Source organism: Streptomyces sp. NPDC047002, from assembly GCF_040704505.1.
Taxonomy (GTDB): Bacteria; Actinomycetota; Actinomycetes; order Streptomycetales; family Streptomycetaceae; genus Streptomyces.
In genome coordinates this window covers 1-15,599 of the sequence record NZ_JBEYWC010000056.1, presented here as the reverse complement: position 1 = coordinate 15,599, position 15,599 = coordinate 1, and the positions used below count along the sequence as shown (strand labels likewise).

13 protein-coding genes are annotated in these 15,599 nt (G+C 74.9%); 8 read left to right on the top strand and 5 right to left on the bottom strand.

Translation table 11 applies throughout. The annotated features are described in order from the left end of the window. Positions 1–188: 188 nt before the first annotated feature. Positions 189–1,718, top strand: a complete 1,530-nt coding sequence (locus AB0910_RS30775; protein ID WP_366747952.1) for an amino acid permease — start codon at positions 189–191, stop codon at positions 1,716–1,718. Positions 1,719–1,763: 45 nt separating this feature from the next. On the opposite strand, the gene AB0910_RS30770 is transcribed toward AB0910_RS30775, so the two are convergent. Beyond that, complete coding sequence (locus tag AB0910_RS30770) at positions 1,764–2,555, bottom strand: RNA pseudouridine synthase (RefSeq protein WP_366747951.1); 792 nt, start codon at positions 2,553–2,555, stop codon at positions 1,764–1,766. Between the two features lie 2 nt (positions 2,556–2,557). Continuing rightward, on the bottom strand, positions 2,558–2,935 hold the full coding sequence (locus AB0910_RS30765; protein ID WP_366747954.1) for an NTP pyrophosphohydrolase: 378 nt from the start codon (positions 2,933–2,935) through the stop codon (positions 2,558–2,560). A 124-nt stretch (positions 2,936–3,059) separates the two neighbouring features. On the opposite strand from AB0910_RS30765, the gene AB0910_RS30760 reads away from it, so the two are divergent. The 3 genes from AB0910_RS30760 (at position 3,060) to AB0910_RS30750 (ending at position 7,589) form a co-directional block, all read left to right on the top strand. Further along, entirely contained in the window at positions 3,060–4,241 is a 1,182-nt protein-coding gene (locus AB0910_RS30760) for a hypothetical protein (protein ID WP_366747950.1), read from the top strand. A 150-nt stretch (positions 4,242–4,391) separates the two neighbouring features. After that, entirely contained in the window at positions 4,392–5,738 is a 1,347-nt protein-coding gene (locus tag AB0910_RS30755) for a DUF692 domain-containing protein (protein ID WP_366747949.1), read from the top strand. A gap of 165 nt (positions 5,739–5,903) precedes the next feature. Then, complete coding sequence (locus AB0910_RS30750) at positions 5,904–7,589, top strand: alpha/beta hydrolase (RefSeq protein WP_366747948.1); 1,686 nt, start codon at positions 5,904–5,906, stop codon at positions 7,587–7,589. Between the two features lie 48 nt (positions 7,590–7,637). On the opposite strand, the gene hemQ is transcribed toward AB0910_RS30750, so the two are convergent. Both hemQ and hemG read right to left on the bottom strand, forming a co-directional pair. Continuing rightward, positions 7,638–8,360 carry a hydrogen peroxide-dependent heme synthase gene (gene hemQ, locus AB0910_RS30745; protein ID WP_366747947.1) on the bottom strand — a complete coding sequence of 241 codons (723 nt, stop codon included), beginning with the start codon at positions 8,358–8,360 and terminating at the stop codon, positions 7,638–7,640. Positions 8,361–8,440: 80 nt separating this feature from the next. Then, positions 8,441–9,904: a protoporphyrinogen oxidase gene (gene hemG, locus AB0910_RS30740; RefSeq protein ID WP_366747946.1), complete on the bottom strand. Its 1,464-nt coding sequence runs from the start codon at positions 9,902–9,904 to the stop codon at positions 8,441–8,443. Between the two features lie 112 nt (positions 9,905–10,016). Between hemG and AB0910_RS30735 the strand changes: the two genes are divergently transcribed. Beyond that, a complete protein-coding gene (locus AB0910_RS30735) occupies positions 10,017–11,378 on the top strand; it encodes an FAD-dependent oxidoreductase (RefSeq protein ID WP_366747953.1) in 1,362 nt (453 codons plus the stop codon). A gap of 252 nt (positions 11,379–11,630) precedes the next feature. Then, on the top strand, positions 11,631–12,602 hold the full coding sequence (locus AB0910_RS30730) for a chitinase (protein WP_366747945.1): 972 nt from the start codon (positions 11,631–11,633) through the stop codon (positions 12,600–12,602). 108 nt (positions 12,603–12,710) lie between these two features. On the opposite strand, the gene hemE is transcribed toward AB0910_RS30730, so the two are convergent. Beyond that, positions 12,711–13,784: a uroporphyrinogen decarboxylase gene (gene hemE, locus AB0910_RS30725; RefSeq protein WP_366747944.1), complete on the bottom strand. Its 1,074-nt coding sequence runs from the start codon at positions 13,782–13,784 to the stop codon at positions 12,711–12,713. A 91-nt stretch (positions 13,785–13,875) separates the two neighbouring features. Between hemE and AB0910_RS30720 the strand changes: the two genes are divergently transcribed. Further along, a complete protein-coding gene (locus AB0910_RS30720) occupies positions 13,876–14,568 on the top strand; it encodes a DUF3000 domain-containing protein (protein WP_366747943.1) in 693 nt (230 codons plus the stop codon). A 238-nt stretch (positions 14,569–14,806) separates the two neighbouring features. Further along, entirely contained in the window at positions 14,807–15,475 is a 669-nt protein-coding gene (locus AB0910_RS30715) for a response regulator transcription factor (protein ID WP_225017358.1), read from the top strand. Positions 15,476–15,599 lie beyond the last annotated feature (124 nt).

The following is a 15,599-nucleotide window of genomic DNA, read 5'->3' as shown; positions in this document are numbered from 1 at the left end:
GGGCGTACGGTCCCTGCCCGTACGCCCGGCGGCCGCGGTCTTTTCCGTGCCCCGCCGCCGGTGCCCGTCCGGCCCGGCGTACGGGTGGTCCGGCCGGTCCGAACGTGTGAATTCCTGCCTTTTCCGCGGGACGCGCGCCCCCGACTCTCGATCATTACCGGGTTGGACGCGCACACGGAAGGACGTACGTGAGTACTCAAGGTGGAACGCATGAGACGCGCAGCGCTCTCTTCCGCACCAAAACGGTCGAGCAGTCCATCAGGGACACCGAGGAGCCCGACCACCGGCTCACGAAGTCCCTCTCCGCGCTCGACCTCACCGTCTTCGGTGTCGGCGTCGTCATCGGAACCGGCATCTTCGTCCTGACGGGACAGGTCGCCAAGGAGAACGCGGGCCCCGCGACGGCGCTCGCCTTCGTCGTCTCCGGCATCGTCTGCGCGCTCGCGGCCCTGTGCTACGCGGAGTTCGCGTCGACCGTGCCCGTCGCAGGATCCGCCTACACCTTCTCGTACGCCTCACTCGGCGAGCTGCCCGCCTGGATCATCGGCTGGGACCTCATCCTCGAACTCGCCCTCGGCGCCGCCGTGGTGGCAGTCGGCTGGTCCGGCTACATCCAGTCCTTCCTGAGCAACGCGGGCTGGGACATGCCGGCCGCGCTCACCGGCACGCACGACGGGCACTTCGGCTTCGACGTGCTCGCCTGCGCCCTGATCCTCGTGCTGACCGGCATCCTCGTGGTGGGGATCAAGCTCTCCTCGATGGTCACCAACGTCATCGTCGCCGTGAAGATCGTGGTGGTCCTGCTCGTCATCGTCGTCGGCGCCTTCCTGATCACCGGCTCCAACTACCACCCCTTCGTCCCGCCGACCCAGCACTCCTCGGGCATCAGCGGATTCGACGCGCCGCTGATCCAGCTGATGGCCGGCTTCACACCGGGGAACTTCGGGGTCTTCGGCATCTTCAGCGCCGCGGCGATCGTCTTCTTCGCCTTCATCGGCTTCGACATCGTCGCCACGGCGGCCGAGGAGACCCTGCGGCCCCAGCGCGACGTCCCGCGCGGCATCCTCGCCTCGCTGTTCATCTGCACCCTGCTGTACGTCGCCGTCTCCATCGTGGTCACCGGCATGCAGAAGTACACCCGCCTCTCCGTGGACGCGCCCCTGTCCGACGCCTTCAAGGCGACAGGGCACCCCTTCTGGTCCGGCGTCATCAGCTTCGGGGCCGCGGTCGGGCTGACCTCGGTCTGCATGATCCTGCTGCTCGGCCAGAGCCGGGTGTTCTTCGCGATGAGCCGCGACGGGCTGTTGCCGAAGGCGTTCTCCCAGGTCCACCCCCGCTTCGGCACCCCGTACAGGACCACGGTCCTGCTCGGTGTCGTGGTCGCCGCGGTCGCCGGCTTCACCTCCATCTCCGAGCTGGCGAACCTCGTCAACATCGGCACGCTCGCGGCCTTCGTCGTGGTCGCCATCGGCGTCATCATCCTGCGCCGCACCCGCCCCGACCTGCCCAGGGCGTTCCGCACCCCGCTCGTGCCGTGGGTGCCGATCGCCTCGGTCGCCGCCTCGCTGTGGCTGATGCTCAACCTGACCGCCGAGACCTGGCTGCGGTTCGCGATCTGGATGGCCGCCGGCCTCGTCATCTACTTCCTGTACGGCATGAGGCACAGCCGCGCGGGCCGCGGCCTGCCGCCGGCGCCCGAGGCAGCGCCGCGGCCCTGAGGCCCCTGAGGCAGCGCCGGACCCGGCAGGGGCCCGGCCGCCGGGTCAGGGCACCCGCACGTCCGCCAGCAGCGCCCGCGCCTTCCCGGCGGGCAGCCCGTCCCCGAGCGGCGCGAAGAACGCGTCCGAGGGCGCGGCTTCGAGGGCGAGGCGCTCGCCGCCCCGCCAGTCCGCGTCGAAGCCGAGCCGCCACGAGTGCAGGAAGGTCCGCGAACCGGTCTGCGCGGCGGCCCGGTCGAACAGCGGGTCGCCGAGCACCGGATGGCCGGTCCACGCCAGGTGCACCCGGATCTGGTGCCGCCGCCCCGTCACCGGCCGCGCCACGAGGAGCGAGTGCCGCGCCCCCTCGTACACCCGCCGGAAGAGGGTGGTCGACGGGTACCTGCGGGTGTCGAGGAGATCCTCCTCGGCCGCCCACCACCGGCCGCGCCGCCCCTCGCGCTCCGAGCGGATCGCCTCGCGCGGCGCCGCGATCCTGACGCGGTTCTTGCGGCCGACGCTCAGCGGCAGCTCGATCGTGCCCTCGTCGGGCAGCCCGACCGACTCCGTCACCACCAGATACGCCTTGTCGACCGTCCGCTTGTTGAACTGCCGGGTCAGGCCGCCGTGCCGGGTCAGGTCCTTCGCGAAGAGGATGACGCCCGACGTGGCCTTGTCGATCCGGTGCACGGGAAAGAGCCGCTCACCGGCCTCCCCGGCAAGCTCCACGATGTCCGTGTCGTGCCGCTCGCCCATCACGGAGATCCCTGACGGCTTGTCCAGCGCGAGGATCGCCGCGTCCTCGGCCAGGAGCGAGGAGGCCCGCAGGTCGCGCCAGTTCCAGTCGGTCGTGCCCATGCTCAGTAGCGTACGCCGCGCGGCCCCACCCGCCCGGCGCCGTACGCCGCCACCCTGCGCAGCAGCTCCCGGTCGGCCGTGGCCACCAGACAGGGCCGCCCCTCGGCCGCCGCGGCGGCGGCGAACTCCACGATCAGGTCGTCGCCACTGCCCGGCGCCGACTCGACCCGCACCCCCGGCACCGGCTCCACACCGCGCGCCGCGCCCTCCACCACGAGCAGCCGCTCCACGGGACCCGAGTGCCCCGGCACACCGCGGCCCTCGGCCGCGGCCGACGCCAGGGCGTCGCGCAGCCGCTCCGCGGCGCCCCTGCGGTCCCGCCACCAGCCGTCGGGAACGGAACCCACCACGTTCGCGCCGTCGACGATCAACAAGGTCAGCACCCCGGCAGCCTGACACACCGCGGCGCCCGGCCCCCGGTTAGGATCGGCTGACTCACAACCACCGCCCCGCCCCGACCGGGCAGGGGCGGCGGTATCCACGGGAAGGTGGTGGCGGCGGGCCATGGCGCTGCGGTCGGCACGTACGTCGAAGAGAGCGGACGGCGGAGGCCGGCCACCGGCCGGGCAGCAGCCGCACACCAGGGGCCGCGGCGCCCCCGCGGGCCCGGGCGACCTCCCCGAGCCCGTTTCCGGCGCCTGGCTGCTGCGCGGCAGGACCGGCAGGCTCACCGCGTACGCGCACACCGGCGACAGCCTCCTGTGGTGGACCGAGACGGCGGTCGGCGGCCCGCGGTGGACGGGCCCGGGGCGCCTTCGGCTCCCCAGCAGGGGCACCGTGCTGAGCATGGCGGCCACCCGGACGGCCGAGGGATACGTGCACCTCGTGGCGCTGCGCCGCCGCCCCGCCCCCGAGGGGGGCAGGGCGCCCATCGACTTCCTGCACGCCGTCCAGTACCAGACCGGGCGCGCGCTGCGCGACTGGCAGAGCATCGGCAGCCCCTACCGCGACCACGCCAAGGCGGCCCGCATGGGCGAGCCGTCCGCGCTCGCCGACGCCGAGAGCGGCCTGCACGCGTACGTGCGCAACGCCGAAGGCCGCGTCTCCTACCGGCAGCAGAGCCCCAAAGGCCGCTTCGAGGACTGGGGGAACGCCCGCGTCGAGGGCGTCCCCGTGACCGGCCAGGTGCACACCGCGCTGCGCGACGACGGTGTCATCGAGGTGTACGGCCCCGCCGCGGGCCGGGTGCTGCACTGGCGGCGCGCCACCCACGACGCCGCGCTCGCCCGCGTCGAGGACGAGGAGCCCGAGGCCGCGCTCCAGCCGGGCTCGCTCTCCTCGGAGCGCACCGGTCCCGGCCGCCTCACCTGCTACTGGCGCGACGGCGCCACCACCCGGGTCAGCGCCTGGCGCCCCGGCGCAGAACCCGCCGACCTGGGCGGCCCCGGCAGCGGTCCGCTGTCCGTGCTGCGCACCCCGGTCGACGGCGTGGACTGCGTGATCCTCGCGGGGCAGGGCCAGGACGGCAGGCCCGCACTGGCCGCGTACCCCACGGAGGACGAGGCCGCAGGCGTCACCTGGGTCCCCTCGGGCGAGCCCTGTCGCGGCACCCCCGCCCTCGCCCTGGACGGCGAGGGCCGGGTGGTGCTCGCCGCGCTCGGCGCGGACGGCAGCCTGCGCGTCACCCGGCAGAAGCCCGAGCAGGGGCTCGCCCTCGAAGCGTGGACGACCGTCGGCACGCCCTGAGCGCGCCGCCCGGGTCACGGACCCGTCCCGAACGTACGCGTGCCGTCCCCGAGGCGTCCCCGCGGGTTTGCGCGCGGCGTCCGCGGTGATGCCCTTACCCGAGGACGAACGCGAACGGGCGGGCGCGCAGCGCCCGGACGGGGGGAGACCATGACCACGCACACACCGCGCACACCGGGCCCGGCCCCCGCGCCCGGCGCCACGCGCCCGCGCCACCTCGGCATCGGCATCGGCTGGCGCCCCGAGATCGCCGACACCGTCGAGGCGCTCCCCGGCCTCGACTGGGTGGAGGTCGTGGCGGAGAACCTCTGCGGCCACCGGGACCACCTGCCCGACTCGCTGCGCCGCCTGCTCGACCGGGGCGTCACCGCCGTGCCGCACGGCGTCGGCCTCGGCCTCGGCGGCGCCGAGCGCCCCGACCCGGGCCGCCTCGCCCTGCTGGCCGAGCGCGTGGAGCTGCTCGGCGCGCCGCTCGTCACCGAGCACATCGCCTTCGTGCGGGCAGGCGGCGGCCCCACCGCGTCCGCGCCGCTCGAAGCCGGCCACCTGCTGCCGGTGCCCCGCACCCGGGACGCCCTGCGGGTGCTGTGCGAGAACGTGCGCATCGCGCAGGACAGCCTGCCCGTGCCGCTCGCCGTGGAGAACATCGCCGCCCTCGTCAACTGGCCGGGGGAGGAGATGACGGAGGGCCGGTTCCTCGCGGAACTCGTCGAGCGCACCGGCGTCCGGCTGCTCATCGACGTCGCCAACCTCCACACCAACCACGTCAACCGCGGCGAGGAGCCCGCACGGGCGCTCGACGAACTGCCCGTCGAGGCCATCGCCTACGTGCACGTCGCGGGCGGGGTCGAGCGGGACGGCGTCTGGCACGACACCCACGCGCACCCGGTGACCCGGCCCGTGCTCGACGTGCTCGCCGAGCTGCGCTCGCGCGTCGCGCCGCCCGGCGTGCTGCTCGAACGCGACGACGACTTCCCGCCCGGCGGCGAACTCGCCCGGGAGATCGAGGAGATCAGGGCCGTCGTCGGCGCCACCGGCACGGAGGGCCCCGCCCTGCCGCTGCCCGCCGCCGTCGCGCCCGCGGCGGACGCCGCACGCGAGCGGGTCGCGCACGCCCAGACCGCACTGCTCTCCGCCCTGGTGGCGGACGCCCCCCTGCCCGAGGGGTTCGACGCGCGCCGCGTCGGCGTGCAGCGCCGCGCCCTCGCGGACAAGCGCGCGGCCACCGTCGCCCGCACCGCCCCCGAGCTGCCCGGGATACTCGGCGCCGCCTACCGGCCGCTGTTCCTCGGCTACGCGGCGGGCCGCCCGATGCGCGCCGGATACCGCAGGGACGCCCTCGACTTCGCCGCGCACCTGCTCGCCGTGCGCGAGCCGGCGGAGCCCGGCGCGCGGCGCGCGCTGCACCTGTGGTGGCAGGAGCGCGCGGGTGCCCGCCCGCCGCGCCGGGCCACCCGGCTCGTGCGGGCGGCCCGCGCCGCGCTCGCCGCCCGCTGAGCCGCGCGGGGCCAGCACACTCCGCGCGCCCCCGCACGCCGGAAGCGGCCCCCCGGGTGGCCCCGCAGCGCATCGGGGTCACGCGCCGCGACACCGGGGCGCCGCCCTTGGGAATGCCCCGCGCCGCTGTTCATGATCGCCTCCCCACTGCCCGAAGGGAACGCGATGAGAGCAGTAGTGAAGTACGGGACGCTGGCCGCGCTCGGCTCCCTTGCCCTGTCCGCCGCCGTGGTCGCGCCCGCAGGCAGCGCGGACGCCGCGCGCACACCCGCGGTCTCGCCGCGGCCGCCGTACGAGCAGGCAGGCCTTGACACCGCTGCGGACGCCGCCGCCACCTCCCTCGCCGCGCCGGAGACCCGCGGGGTCGTCGTGGCGGCCCACCGCGCGGCCAGGGCGGGCATCGCCTTCGGCGCCTGCCCGAAGGAGGAGATGCTGCCGAGGCCCGTCACCTGCGGCACCGTGCGGGTCCCGCTCGACTACGCGCACCCCCAAGGCCGCACGATCGCCCTCACCGTCAGCCGGGTGCCCGCCACCGGGGACGCGGCGAAGCGGCAGGGCGCGCTCGTCTACAACCCGGGCGGTCCCGGCGGCTCCGGCATGTCCTTCCCGATGGCGGGCCAGCTGCCGGAGTGGAAGAAGATCGCCGCCGCCTACGACCTGGTCGGCTACGCGCCGCGCGGAGTGGGCCGCTCGGCGCCGCTGTCGTGCGAGAGCCCGGAGGAGTTCGCGAAGGCGCCGACCGACGCGCCGGAGCACCCCTCCGAGGCGTACAAGCGGGAGCGGATCGCCGAGGCCAAGGCGTACGCGGCGGGCTGCGCGAAGAACGCGGGCGACGCGCTGCCTTACTACACCTCGCTGAACAACGCCCGCGACCTCGACGTGCTGCGCGCCGCGCTCGGCCGGCGGAAGCTGACCTTCGTGGGCGCCTCGTACGGCACCTACTTCGGCGCCCTCTACGCGACGCTGTTCCCCTCGCACGTGCGCCGGATGGTCTTCGACTCGGCCGTCGAACCCGACCCCTCGCAGATCTGGTACGGCGACAACATGGAGCAGTCGGCCGCCTTCGAGCGGCGCTGGGCGGACTTCCGCGCCTGGGTCGCGCAGCACGACGACGCCTACGGCCTCGGCAGCACCCCGGCCGCCGTGCAGCGCAGCTACGAGAAGGTCAGGGCGGGCGTCGCGCGCCACCCCGCAGGCGGCAAGGTCGGCCCCGGGCAGCTCCAGGCGGCGATGCTGTCCGCCGGCTACTACGACGACTACTGGGCGATGCGCGCCGCCGCCCTCTCCGCGTACCTCAAGGGCGACCCGAAGCCGCTGGCCGACCAGGCGGGCCCGCCCACGCTGCCGCTCGCGGCACGCGACGCGGAGAACGAGAACGCCGTCTACACGGCCGTCGAGTGCAACGACGCGCCCTGGCCCACGCGTTGGCGCGACTGGGACCGCGACAACACCGAACTGGCGCGCACCGCGCCCTTCGAGACCTGGGACAACGCCTTCATGAACCTGCCGTGCGCGTACTGGCCCGCGCCCCGGCAGCAGCCTCTCGACGTGCGGACCGCGCCGGGACAGCTCCCGCACACCCTGATCCTGGCCGCCGAGCGGGACGCGGCCACCCCGTACGCGGGCGCGCTCGACCTGCAGCGGCGGCTGGCGGGCGCCGCGCTGGTGACCGAGCGCGGCGCCGGCACGCACGGCATCGCCGGCGGCCCCAACGCCTGCGTCAACGGCTACCTCGACGACTACCTGCTCACCGGCAGGACCCCGGCGCACGGCGCGGCCGCGTGCGCCCCGCACGCCGCCCCGAACCCGGTGACGCTGCCCGGCGACCGGGCGCTGCCGCGGGTGCGCTGAGCCGCCGCCCGCCTGCCGCGCGACGCCCCGCGGCAGGCGGCCCCGGCGCTACGCCAGGCCCGCGACCAGGTCGGCGACCGACTTGCGGCGGCCCGTGAAGAACGGCACTTCGAGGCGCACATGGCGGCGCGTCTCCGAGCCGCGCAGGTGGCGCATGAGGTCCACGATCCGGTGCAGCTCGTCCGCCTCGAACGCGAGGATCCACTCGTAGTCGCCGAGCGAGAACGACGCCACGGTGTTGGCCCGCACGTCCGGGTACTCGCGCGCCATCATGCCGTGCTCGGCGAGCAGCCTGCGGCGCTCGGCGTCCTCCAGCAGGTACCACTCGTACGACCGCACGAAGGGGTACACGCTGACGTAGTCGCGCGGCGTCTCGTCCGCGAGGAACGCCGGGATGTGCGACTTGTTGAACTCCGCGGGGCGGTGCAGCGCCATGTTCGACCAGACCGGCGCGAGCGCGCGGCCCAGGCGCGTGCGGCGGAAGCGGTTGTAGGCGTCCTGGAGCTCGTCCGAGGTCTCCGCGTGCCACCAGATCATCACGTCGGCGTCGGCCCGCAGCCCCGAGACGTCGTAGGCGCCGCGCACCGTGACGTCCTTCGCCGCCAGCTGGTCGAAGAGGTCCTGGACCTCGTCAGCGCAGCCCGTACGGTCGTCGGGCAGGACGTCCCGCAGCTGGAAGACGGACCACAGCGTGTAGCGGACGACGTCGTTGAGGTCCCGTGCCTTCTTGCCCGCGTTGGGGGCCTTCTCCGGAGAGGGTGAAGCAGTCATGCCGCCATTCTCGCGCGCCCTTCCCGCCGCCCCCTGGCAGGGGTGGTCCGCACCGGCGGGCGCCCGCGCCGCACCGGTGCTCAGGCGTCCCGCGGCCCCGCGGCCCCGGTGACGAGGTCAGCGGCGCGGGCCGCGCTCGCCACCACCGCGGGCACGCCGACCCCGTCGTAGGCGGCCCCGCACACCGCGAGGCCCGGCAGCGCGCCGACCGCGTCCCTGATCCGCGCGACCCGCGCCCCGTGGCCCACCGGGTACTGCGGCAGGCCGCCGACCCAGCGGGTGACCCGGGTGGCCACCGGGCCCGCGGCGAGGCCGACCGCGTCGCCGAGGTCCCGCAGCGACGCGTCCACCAGCTCGCCGTCCTCGCGCTGGAGGTGCTCCTCCTCGCCGTAGCGGCCCACCGAGGTGCGCAGCACGAACAGGTCGGGCGCCGCCCGGTCGACCCAGCCCCACTTGCGCGTCGAGAACGTCGACGCCTTGATCGTCCTGCCGTCCACGGGCGGCACCAGGAAACCGCTGCTGCCCTCGGGCAGCGAGGCCACGTCCGCGCGCCGGAACGCCATCGTGACCAGCGCCATCGACGCGTACTCGATCTCCGCGAGCTCCGCCGACGCCTTCGGGGCGAGCTCCGCGAGGAGCGCGGAGGCCGACCAGGCGGGCGTGGCGAGCACGACACCGTCGGCGCTCAGCACCTCCTGGTCGGTGCGCACGTGCCAGCCGTCGGCGGCGCGCGAAAGGCCGAGGACCGGCGTGCGGGTGCGGATGCCGCCGCCGCGCGCCCGCACGGCGTCGGCGACCGCGCCGGGCAGCCGCCCGATGCCGCCCTCGATCCCGGCGAACACCGGCCCGCCCGACGGCAGCGACACCCCCGAGGGCGCGGACGCGGCGGGCGCCGCCTGGAGCGAGCGCACCGCGTCGAGCAGCGAGCCGTGGCGCCGGGCCGCCGCGTACAGCTGCGGCACCGCGGCCCGCATCGAGATGCGGTAGGCGTCGCCCGCGTACACCCCGCCGAGCAGCGGCTCCACCAGCCGGTCCACGACCTCGCGGCCGAGCCGCTGCGCCACGTACGCGCCGACGGCGACGTCCTCGCCGACGTCGCCCGGCGGCAGCGAGCGCTCCTCGGCGATCCTGGCGAGCCCCTCGGGCGAGAGCAGGCCGGCGAGGACCGCGGGGTCGCCGGGCACGCCCATCACATGCCCCTTCGGCATCGGGCGCAGCGCGCCGCGCGTCCACACCGAGGACGTCGTCGCATCGGGCGCGGTGAGCAGGCCGCCGAGGCCGACCGCGCGGGCCAGCTCGACACCCTCGGGGCGGCGGGCCAGCATCGACTCGGCGCCCAGGTCGACGCCGACGCCCGCGATCTCGCCGCCGTACAGCTTGCCGCCGAGCCGGTCGCTGCCCTCCAGGACGGTGACCGAGGCGCCCGAGGCCAGCAGCCGGTGCGCGGCGGCGAGCCCCGCGATGCCCCCCCCGACGACCACGACACGCCCGGGAGAGACGCCCGGGAGGTGTCCGCTGTGCCTGTGCTGCGTGCTCGACTCCATGGCCCACACTCTCTCAAACCCGGGCTGCCCGCGGTGCGCCGCGTAGCGTTCTGTCGGCCCGGACCACGGGCGGCACACGGCGGCGAAGGGGAGTGCGGTGGCAGCGGAGCGCATGGTGGTGGTCGGCGGTGACGCGGCGGGGATGGCGGCCGCTTCGCAGGCCCGCAGGCTGAAGGGGCCCGACCGGCTGGAGATCGTCGCCTTCGAGCGCACCGACTTCACCTCGTACTCCGCCTGCGGCATCCCGTACTGGGTGGCGGGCGACGTCCTTGACAGGGACGACCTGGTGGCGCGCACCCCGCACGAGCACGCGGAGCGCGGCATCGACCTCAGGATGCGCACCGAGGTCACCGAACTCGACGTGGCGGGGCGGCGGGTGCGCGCCCGGGACCTGGAGACCGGCGGTGAGTACTGGACCGGCTACGACAAGCTCGTCCTCGCGACGGGCGCGAGCCCGCTGCGCCCGCCGCTGCCCGGCATCGACGCGCCGGGCGTGCACGGCGTGCAGACCCTCGACGACGGCCAGGCGCTCCTGGACACGCTCGCCCGCACGAAGGGCCGGCACGCCGTCGTCGTCGGCGCGGGGTACATCGGCGTCGAGATGGCGGAGGCGCTGGTGCGCCACGGCTACGAGGTCACCGTCGTGCACCGCGACGAGCAGCCGATGTCGACCCTCGACCCGGACATGGGGCGGCTGGTGCACGAGGCGATGACCGGCATGGGCATCACCGTGGTCGGCGGCCAGGCCGTGACGGAGATCAGGACGGGCGAGGACGGCCATGTGCGCGCCGTGGTGACCCGGGACGCCGCGTACCCGGCGGACGTGGTGGTGCTCGGCATCGGCGTCCGCCCCCGCACCGGGCTCGCGCGCGCCGCGGGACTGCCGCTCGGCGACTCCGGCGGGCTGCTGACCGACCTGTCGATGCGGGTGCGCGGCTACGAGGAGATCTGGGCGGGCGGCGACTGCGTCGAGGTCCTCGACCTGGTGTCGGGCCGCACCCGGCACATCGCGCTCGGCACGCACGCCAACAAGCACGGCCAGGTCATCGGCGCGGGCGCGGGCGGCGACTACGCGACGTTCCCCGGCGTGGTGGGCACCGCGGTCAGCAAGGTGTGCGATCTGGAGATCGCGCGCACGGGCCTGCGGGAGAAGGACGCGCACGCGGTGGGGCTGCGCTTCGAGACGGTGATCGCGCGGTCCACCAGCAGGGCCGGCTACTACCCGGGCGCCGAGCCGATGATGGTGAAGATGACCGCGGAGCGGCGCACCGGACGGCTGCTCGGGGTGCAGATCGTGGGCCGCGAGGGCGCGGGCAAGCGGGTGGACGTGGCGGCGGTCGCGCTGACCGCGGGCCTGACGGTGGAGCAGATGACCGCCCTCGACCTCGGCTACGCGCCCCCGTTCTCGCCGGTGTGGGACCCCGTCCTGGTGGCGGCCCGCAAGGCGGCGCGGCAGATCCGCACCGCCGACTGACCCCGGCGCCCTGGCCTGACGGCGCGGACGGTCCCAACAGGGCCGCCTGCGCGGCGCGTTGGCGCGCGACCAGCCGGTCGCACCGGCTCACCGGCGGCCGCCCGGCGGCCGGGTCCCGGGGAACGTACGGTGCCCGCCCTCTTGACGGCCACTTTGGTCTAGTCCAACTATGGTCTGCGCGTCGCCGGTTGGCCCCACCCTCCGGCCGGCGCGCTCCTTCGGCCTCCCCACAGCCAGTGAAAGGGCATCACCATGCGCAGACTCCGCCGTGCCACCGTCGCCCTCGCCGCCACCGCACTCGCCGCATCGGCGGCCGTCGCCGCCGGCGGTGCCGCCTCCGCCGCGCCCGCGGCGGGCTCGCCCACCTTCGCCCCGTACACCGACATGTCGAACGGTCAGGAGGGGCTCCTCGACACCGCGATCACCCAGCACGGGGTGAAGACCTTCACCGCCGCCTTCGTCATCGGCTCGGGCTGCAACGCGATCTGGGGCGACACACTGCCCGTCGGCGGCGACTCCTTCACCGACCCGCTGATCAAGAAGGCGCAGGACGAGGGCGCCTCCGTCATCGTCTCCAACGGCGGTGCCGCCGGCTACCCGCTGGGCTGGACCTGTACCGACCAGAACGCCATCAAGGCCGGATACCAGAAGATCATCGACTCCTACGGTGTGAAGTCCCTCGACTTCGACATCGAGGGCGGGGCCGTCGCCGACCAGACCTCCGCCACCCGCAACTGGACCGTGATGAAGGAGCTGAAGGCCGCCAACCCGGGCCTGACCGTCTCCGCCACCCTGCCCGTCCTGCCCAGCGGCCTCACCCAGGACGGCGTCAACATCCTCAAGTCCGCCAAGACCGCGGGCCTCAAGCTCGACGTCGTCAACGCCATGACGATGGACTACTACCAGGGCAACCAGGACATGGGCCAGGCCGCCATCAAGGCGGGCCAGGCGACCCTGGCCCAGATGCAGTCGGTCGACTCCAGCTACGGCTACGCCAACCTCGGCATCACGCCCATGATCGGCACCAACGACGACGGCTCCACGTTCAGCCTCGCCAACGCCACCACCGTCAAGAACTGGGCCGCGAGCAACGGCGTGGGGCGCCTGTCCCTGTGGTCCGTCAACCGCGACCAGGCGTGCGCGGGCGGCAGCGGCGGCGGCGCGTCCTCCACCTGCAGCGGCGTCGGCCAGAACCAGCTCGCCTTCACCGACGCCCTGAAGTGAGCGGGCCGCGGCGCCCCTCCTGAACCCCGCAGGTCCCCACGCGCCCCCGTGCACCGCGCCGGCGGCCGGACGGTTTCCGTCCGGCCGCCGGCGCGTGCGCTGCCCGGTTCAGCGCTGCGTGCGCCCGTGGACGAACTCGACCAGCCGGGTCAGCGCGTCGGGGTCCGTCGTCGGCAGCACGCCGTGGCCCAGGTTGAACACGTGCCCCTCCAGACCGGCGGCCTCCTCCAGCACCGCCTGCGCCTTCGCCTCGACCGCGGCGGGCGGCGCGAACAGCACCGTCGGGTCGAGGTTGCCCTGGAGCGCCCTGCCGGGGCCGACCCGCCGGGCCGCCTCGTCCAGCGGCACCCGCCAGTCGACGCCCACCACGTCGGCGCCCGCCTCGCCCATCAGGCCGAGGAGTTCGCCCGTACCCACCCCGAAGTGGATGCGCGGCACGCCGTACGGCGCCACCTCGGCGAACACCTTCGCCGAGGCCGGCATCACATGGCGCCGGTAGTCCTCCGGCGACAGCGCGCCCGCCCACGAGTCGAACAGCTGGACCGCGCTCGCGCCCGCCTCGATCTGCACCCGCAGGAACGCGCCGGTGATCGCCGCGAGCCGGTCCACCAGGTCCGACCAGAGCGCCGGATCGCCGTACATCATCGCCTTGGTGCGCTCGTACGTGCGCGAGGGGCCGCCCTCGATCAGGTAGCTGGCGAGCGTGAACGGCGCGCCGGCGAAGCCGATGAGCGGGGTCGCGCCGAGCTCGGCCGTGAGCAGGCCGACCGCCTCGGTGACGTACGGGACGTCGTCGGGGGTGAGCGGGCGCAGCCGGTCCAGGTCGGCGCGGGTGCGCACCGGCTCGGCGACGACCGGTCCGACGCCGGGCCTGATGTCGAGGTCGAGGCCGATGGCCTTGAGCGGCACGACGATGTCGCTGAAGTAGATGGCCGCGTCCACGCCGTGCCGCCGCACCGGCTGGAGCGTGATCTCCTTGACCAGCTCGGGCCGCATGCACGACTCCAGCATCGGCACGCCCTCGCGGACCTTCAGGTACTCGGGCAGCGAGCGCCCCGCCTGACGCATGAACCAGACCGGGGTGTGCGGGACGTCCTCACGTCTGCACGCTCGCAAAAAGGCTGAATCGGACACTGCGGTCTGCGGGGTCTGCCGGCCCGACGGGCGGCGCTCTGTGCTCACGCCCAGAATCTTCGCATGTGCGGCCAAGCCGCAGGCCCGGCACGGGTGTCCCTCCCTGCGCGCGGGCCGTGTTCGGCCTAGTCTTCCCCGCATGGCCGCGGCTCAGGGACAGTTCTCCGATCATTCGAACAACGCAGGTGGCACGGACGGTTCGCCCGGCACTGCGCTACCGCCGCCGTTCCGGCTCGCGGTCGAGGCGCTGCGCGGGGCGCGGCTGCGCCCGGAGATCGAGATCGAGCCGACGAGGCCGCCGCAGCGGCTCGCGCCGCACGCCTACGCGCTGGAGGCGACGGTCGTCGACGGCGAGGACGACCTGGCGGACGGCCGCCTCGTGCTGCTGCACGACCCGGCGGGGCACGAGGCCTGGAACGGCACCTTCCGGCTCGTCACGCTCGTCCGTGCGGAGCTGGAGCCCGAGATGGCCGTCGACCCGCTGCTGCCCGAGGTCTCGTGGTCCTGGCTGACGGGCGCCCTCGAGGCGCGTGGCCTGACGTACGGGGAGCCGAGCGGCACCGTCACGCGCGCGGGCTCGCACTACTTCGGCGGGCTCGCGGAGCGCCGCCCCAGCAGCCAGATCGAGATCAGGGCGTCCTGGACGCCCCGCGAGGGGCACGGCGGCGCCCCCGACTCGGTGGCCCACCTGGCCGCCTGGTGCGACCTGCTCTGCCAGATCGCGGGCCTGCCGCCGGCCCCCGGGTTCGGCGCGGCGTCCTCGGGCGCCGAGGGCGGTTCCGGCGGGGGAGTGGTGTCCCTGCCGCAGCGGCGTGGACCGCAGGCGCCCTGACGCCGCGCCGCCCGACCGACCGTCCCGACCGGCGTCCGGGCCCCTCCCACCAGGGGCTCAGATGCCGGACACTCGATCGACTGTCCGAATTGCACCAATTGTTACTCACTAGATCGTGATCTTTCCCTAAAGGCGGATGCGCGAGCTGCCGAAGAGGTCAGTGACCCTGTCACCCACGGTTCGCCCCGGCACACTCCCCCCGGCCGGCCCGTCCCGCACCTTCCCCTCAGGAGGTTTGGTGTCCGTTCTCCTCGAACAGCCCGCAAGCCTGAACGCCTACCGCCCGAACAAGCCGACGGCGATGGTGGTCGTCGCGGACCCGCGCGTCCGCTCCACCGTCACCCGTCACCTGTGGGCCCTCGGGGTGCGCGACGTCATCGAGGCGTCCTCCATCGCGGAGGCCCGCCCCCGCGTCGCAAGCCCGCGCGACATCTGCGTGGCCGACGTCCACCTGCCGGACGGCTCCGGCCTCACGCTCCTCTCCGAGACCCGCGCGGCGGGCTGGCCCAACGGGCTCGCCCTCTCCGCGGCCGACGACATCGGCGCCGTGCGCAACGCCCTCGCCGGCGGGGTCAAGGGCTATGTCGTCACCGGCACCCGCACCAACATCGGCCACCCCTCGCGCCCCGGCGCCGCGCCGATCGGCGCGGGCGCCAGAATGCACCGCCGGCCGCCCGGCGCCCCCGGCGCCCCCGGCCACCCCGGCGGCTACCGCGAGCTCTCCGGCCGTGAGGTCGAGGTCCTTCGGCTGGTCGCGGAGGGCCAGTCGAACAAGGCCATCGGCGTCTCCATGGGCCTGTCGGCGCTGACCGTCAAGAGCCACCTGGCCCGCATCGCCCGCAAGCTCGGCACGGGCGACCGCGCCGGCATGGTCGCGGTCGCCCTGCGCACCGGCATCATCCACTGATCCCCGGAAGCGCAGGTGCCTGCGGGCCCGGGCGGGGGGCGGGGGGGGGGGGGGGGGCCGGGCGGCCGGCGGGCGGGGGGGGGGGGCGGGGGTGGTAGCACTACAGAGAGAAGGGCATATATAT

What these genes read in the sequence shown, in the direction of transcription:
- AB0910_RS30755 (WP_366747949.1), top strand. Translation starts at nt 4,392, where the DNA reads ATGACCACGCACACACCGCGCACACCGGGCCCGGCCCCCGCGCCCGGC.
- AB0910_RS30735 (WP_366747953.1), top strand. Translation starts at nt 10,017, where the DNA reads ATGGTGGTGGTCGGCGGTGACGCGGCGGGGATGGCGGCCGCTTCGCAG.
- AB0910_RS30760 (WP_366747950.1), top strand. Translation starts at nt 3,060, where the DNA reads ATGGCGCTGCGGTCGGCACGTACGTCGAAGAGAGCGGACGGCGGAGGC.
- AB0910_RS30720 (WP_366747943.1), top strand. Translation starts at nt 13,876, where the DNA reads ATGGCCGCGGCTCAGGGACAGTTCTCCGATCATTCGAACAACGCAGGT.
- hemG (WP_366747946.1), bottom strand. Translation starts at nt 9,904, where the DNA reads ATGGAGTCGAGCACGCAGCACAGGCACAGCGGACACCTCCCGGGCGTC.
- AB0910_RS30730 (WP_366747945.1), top strand. Translation starts at nt 11,631, where the DNA reads ATGCGCAGACTCCGCCGTGCCACCGTCGCCCTCGCCGCCACCGCACTC.
- AB0910_RS30750 (WP_366747948.1), top strand. Translation starts at nt 5,904, where the DNA reads ATGAGAGCAGTAGTGAAGTACGGGACGCTGGCCGCGCTCGGCTCCCTT.
- AB0910_RS30770 (WP_366747951.1), bottom strand. Translation starts at nt 2,555, where the DNA reads ATGGGCACGACCGACTGGAACTGGCGCGACCTGCGGGCCTCCTCGCTC.
- hemQ (WP_366747947.1), bottom strand. Translation starts at nt 8,360, where the DNA reads ATGACTGCTTCACCCTCTCCGGAGAAGGCCCCCAACGCGGGCAAGAAG.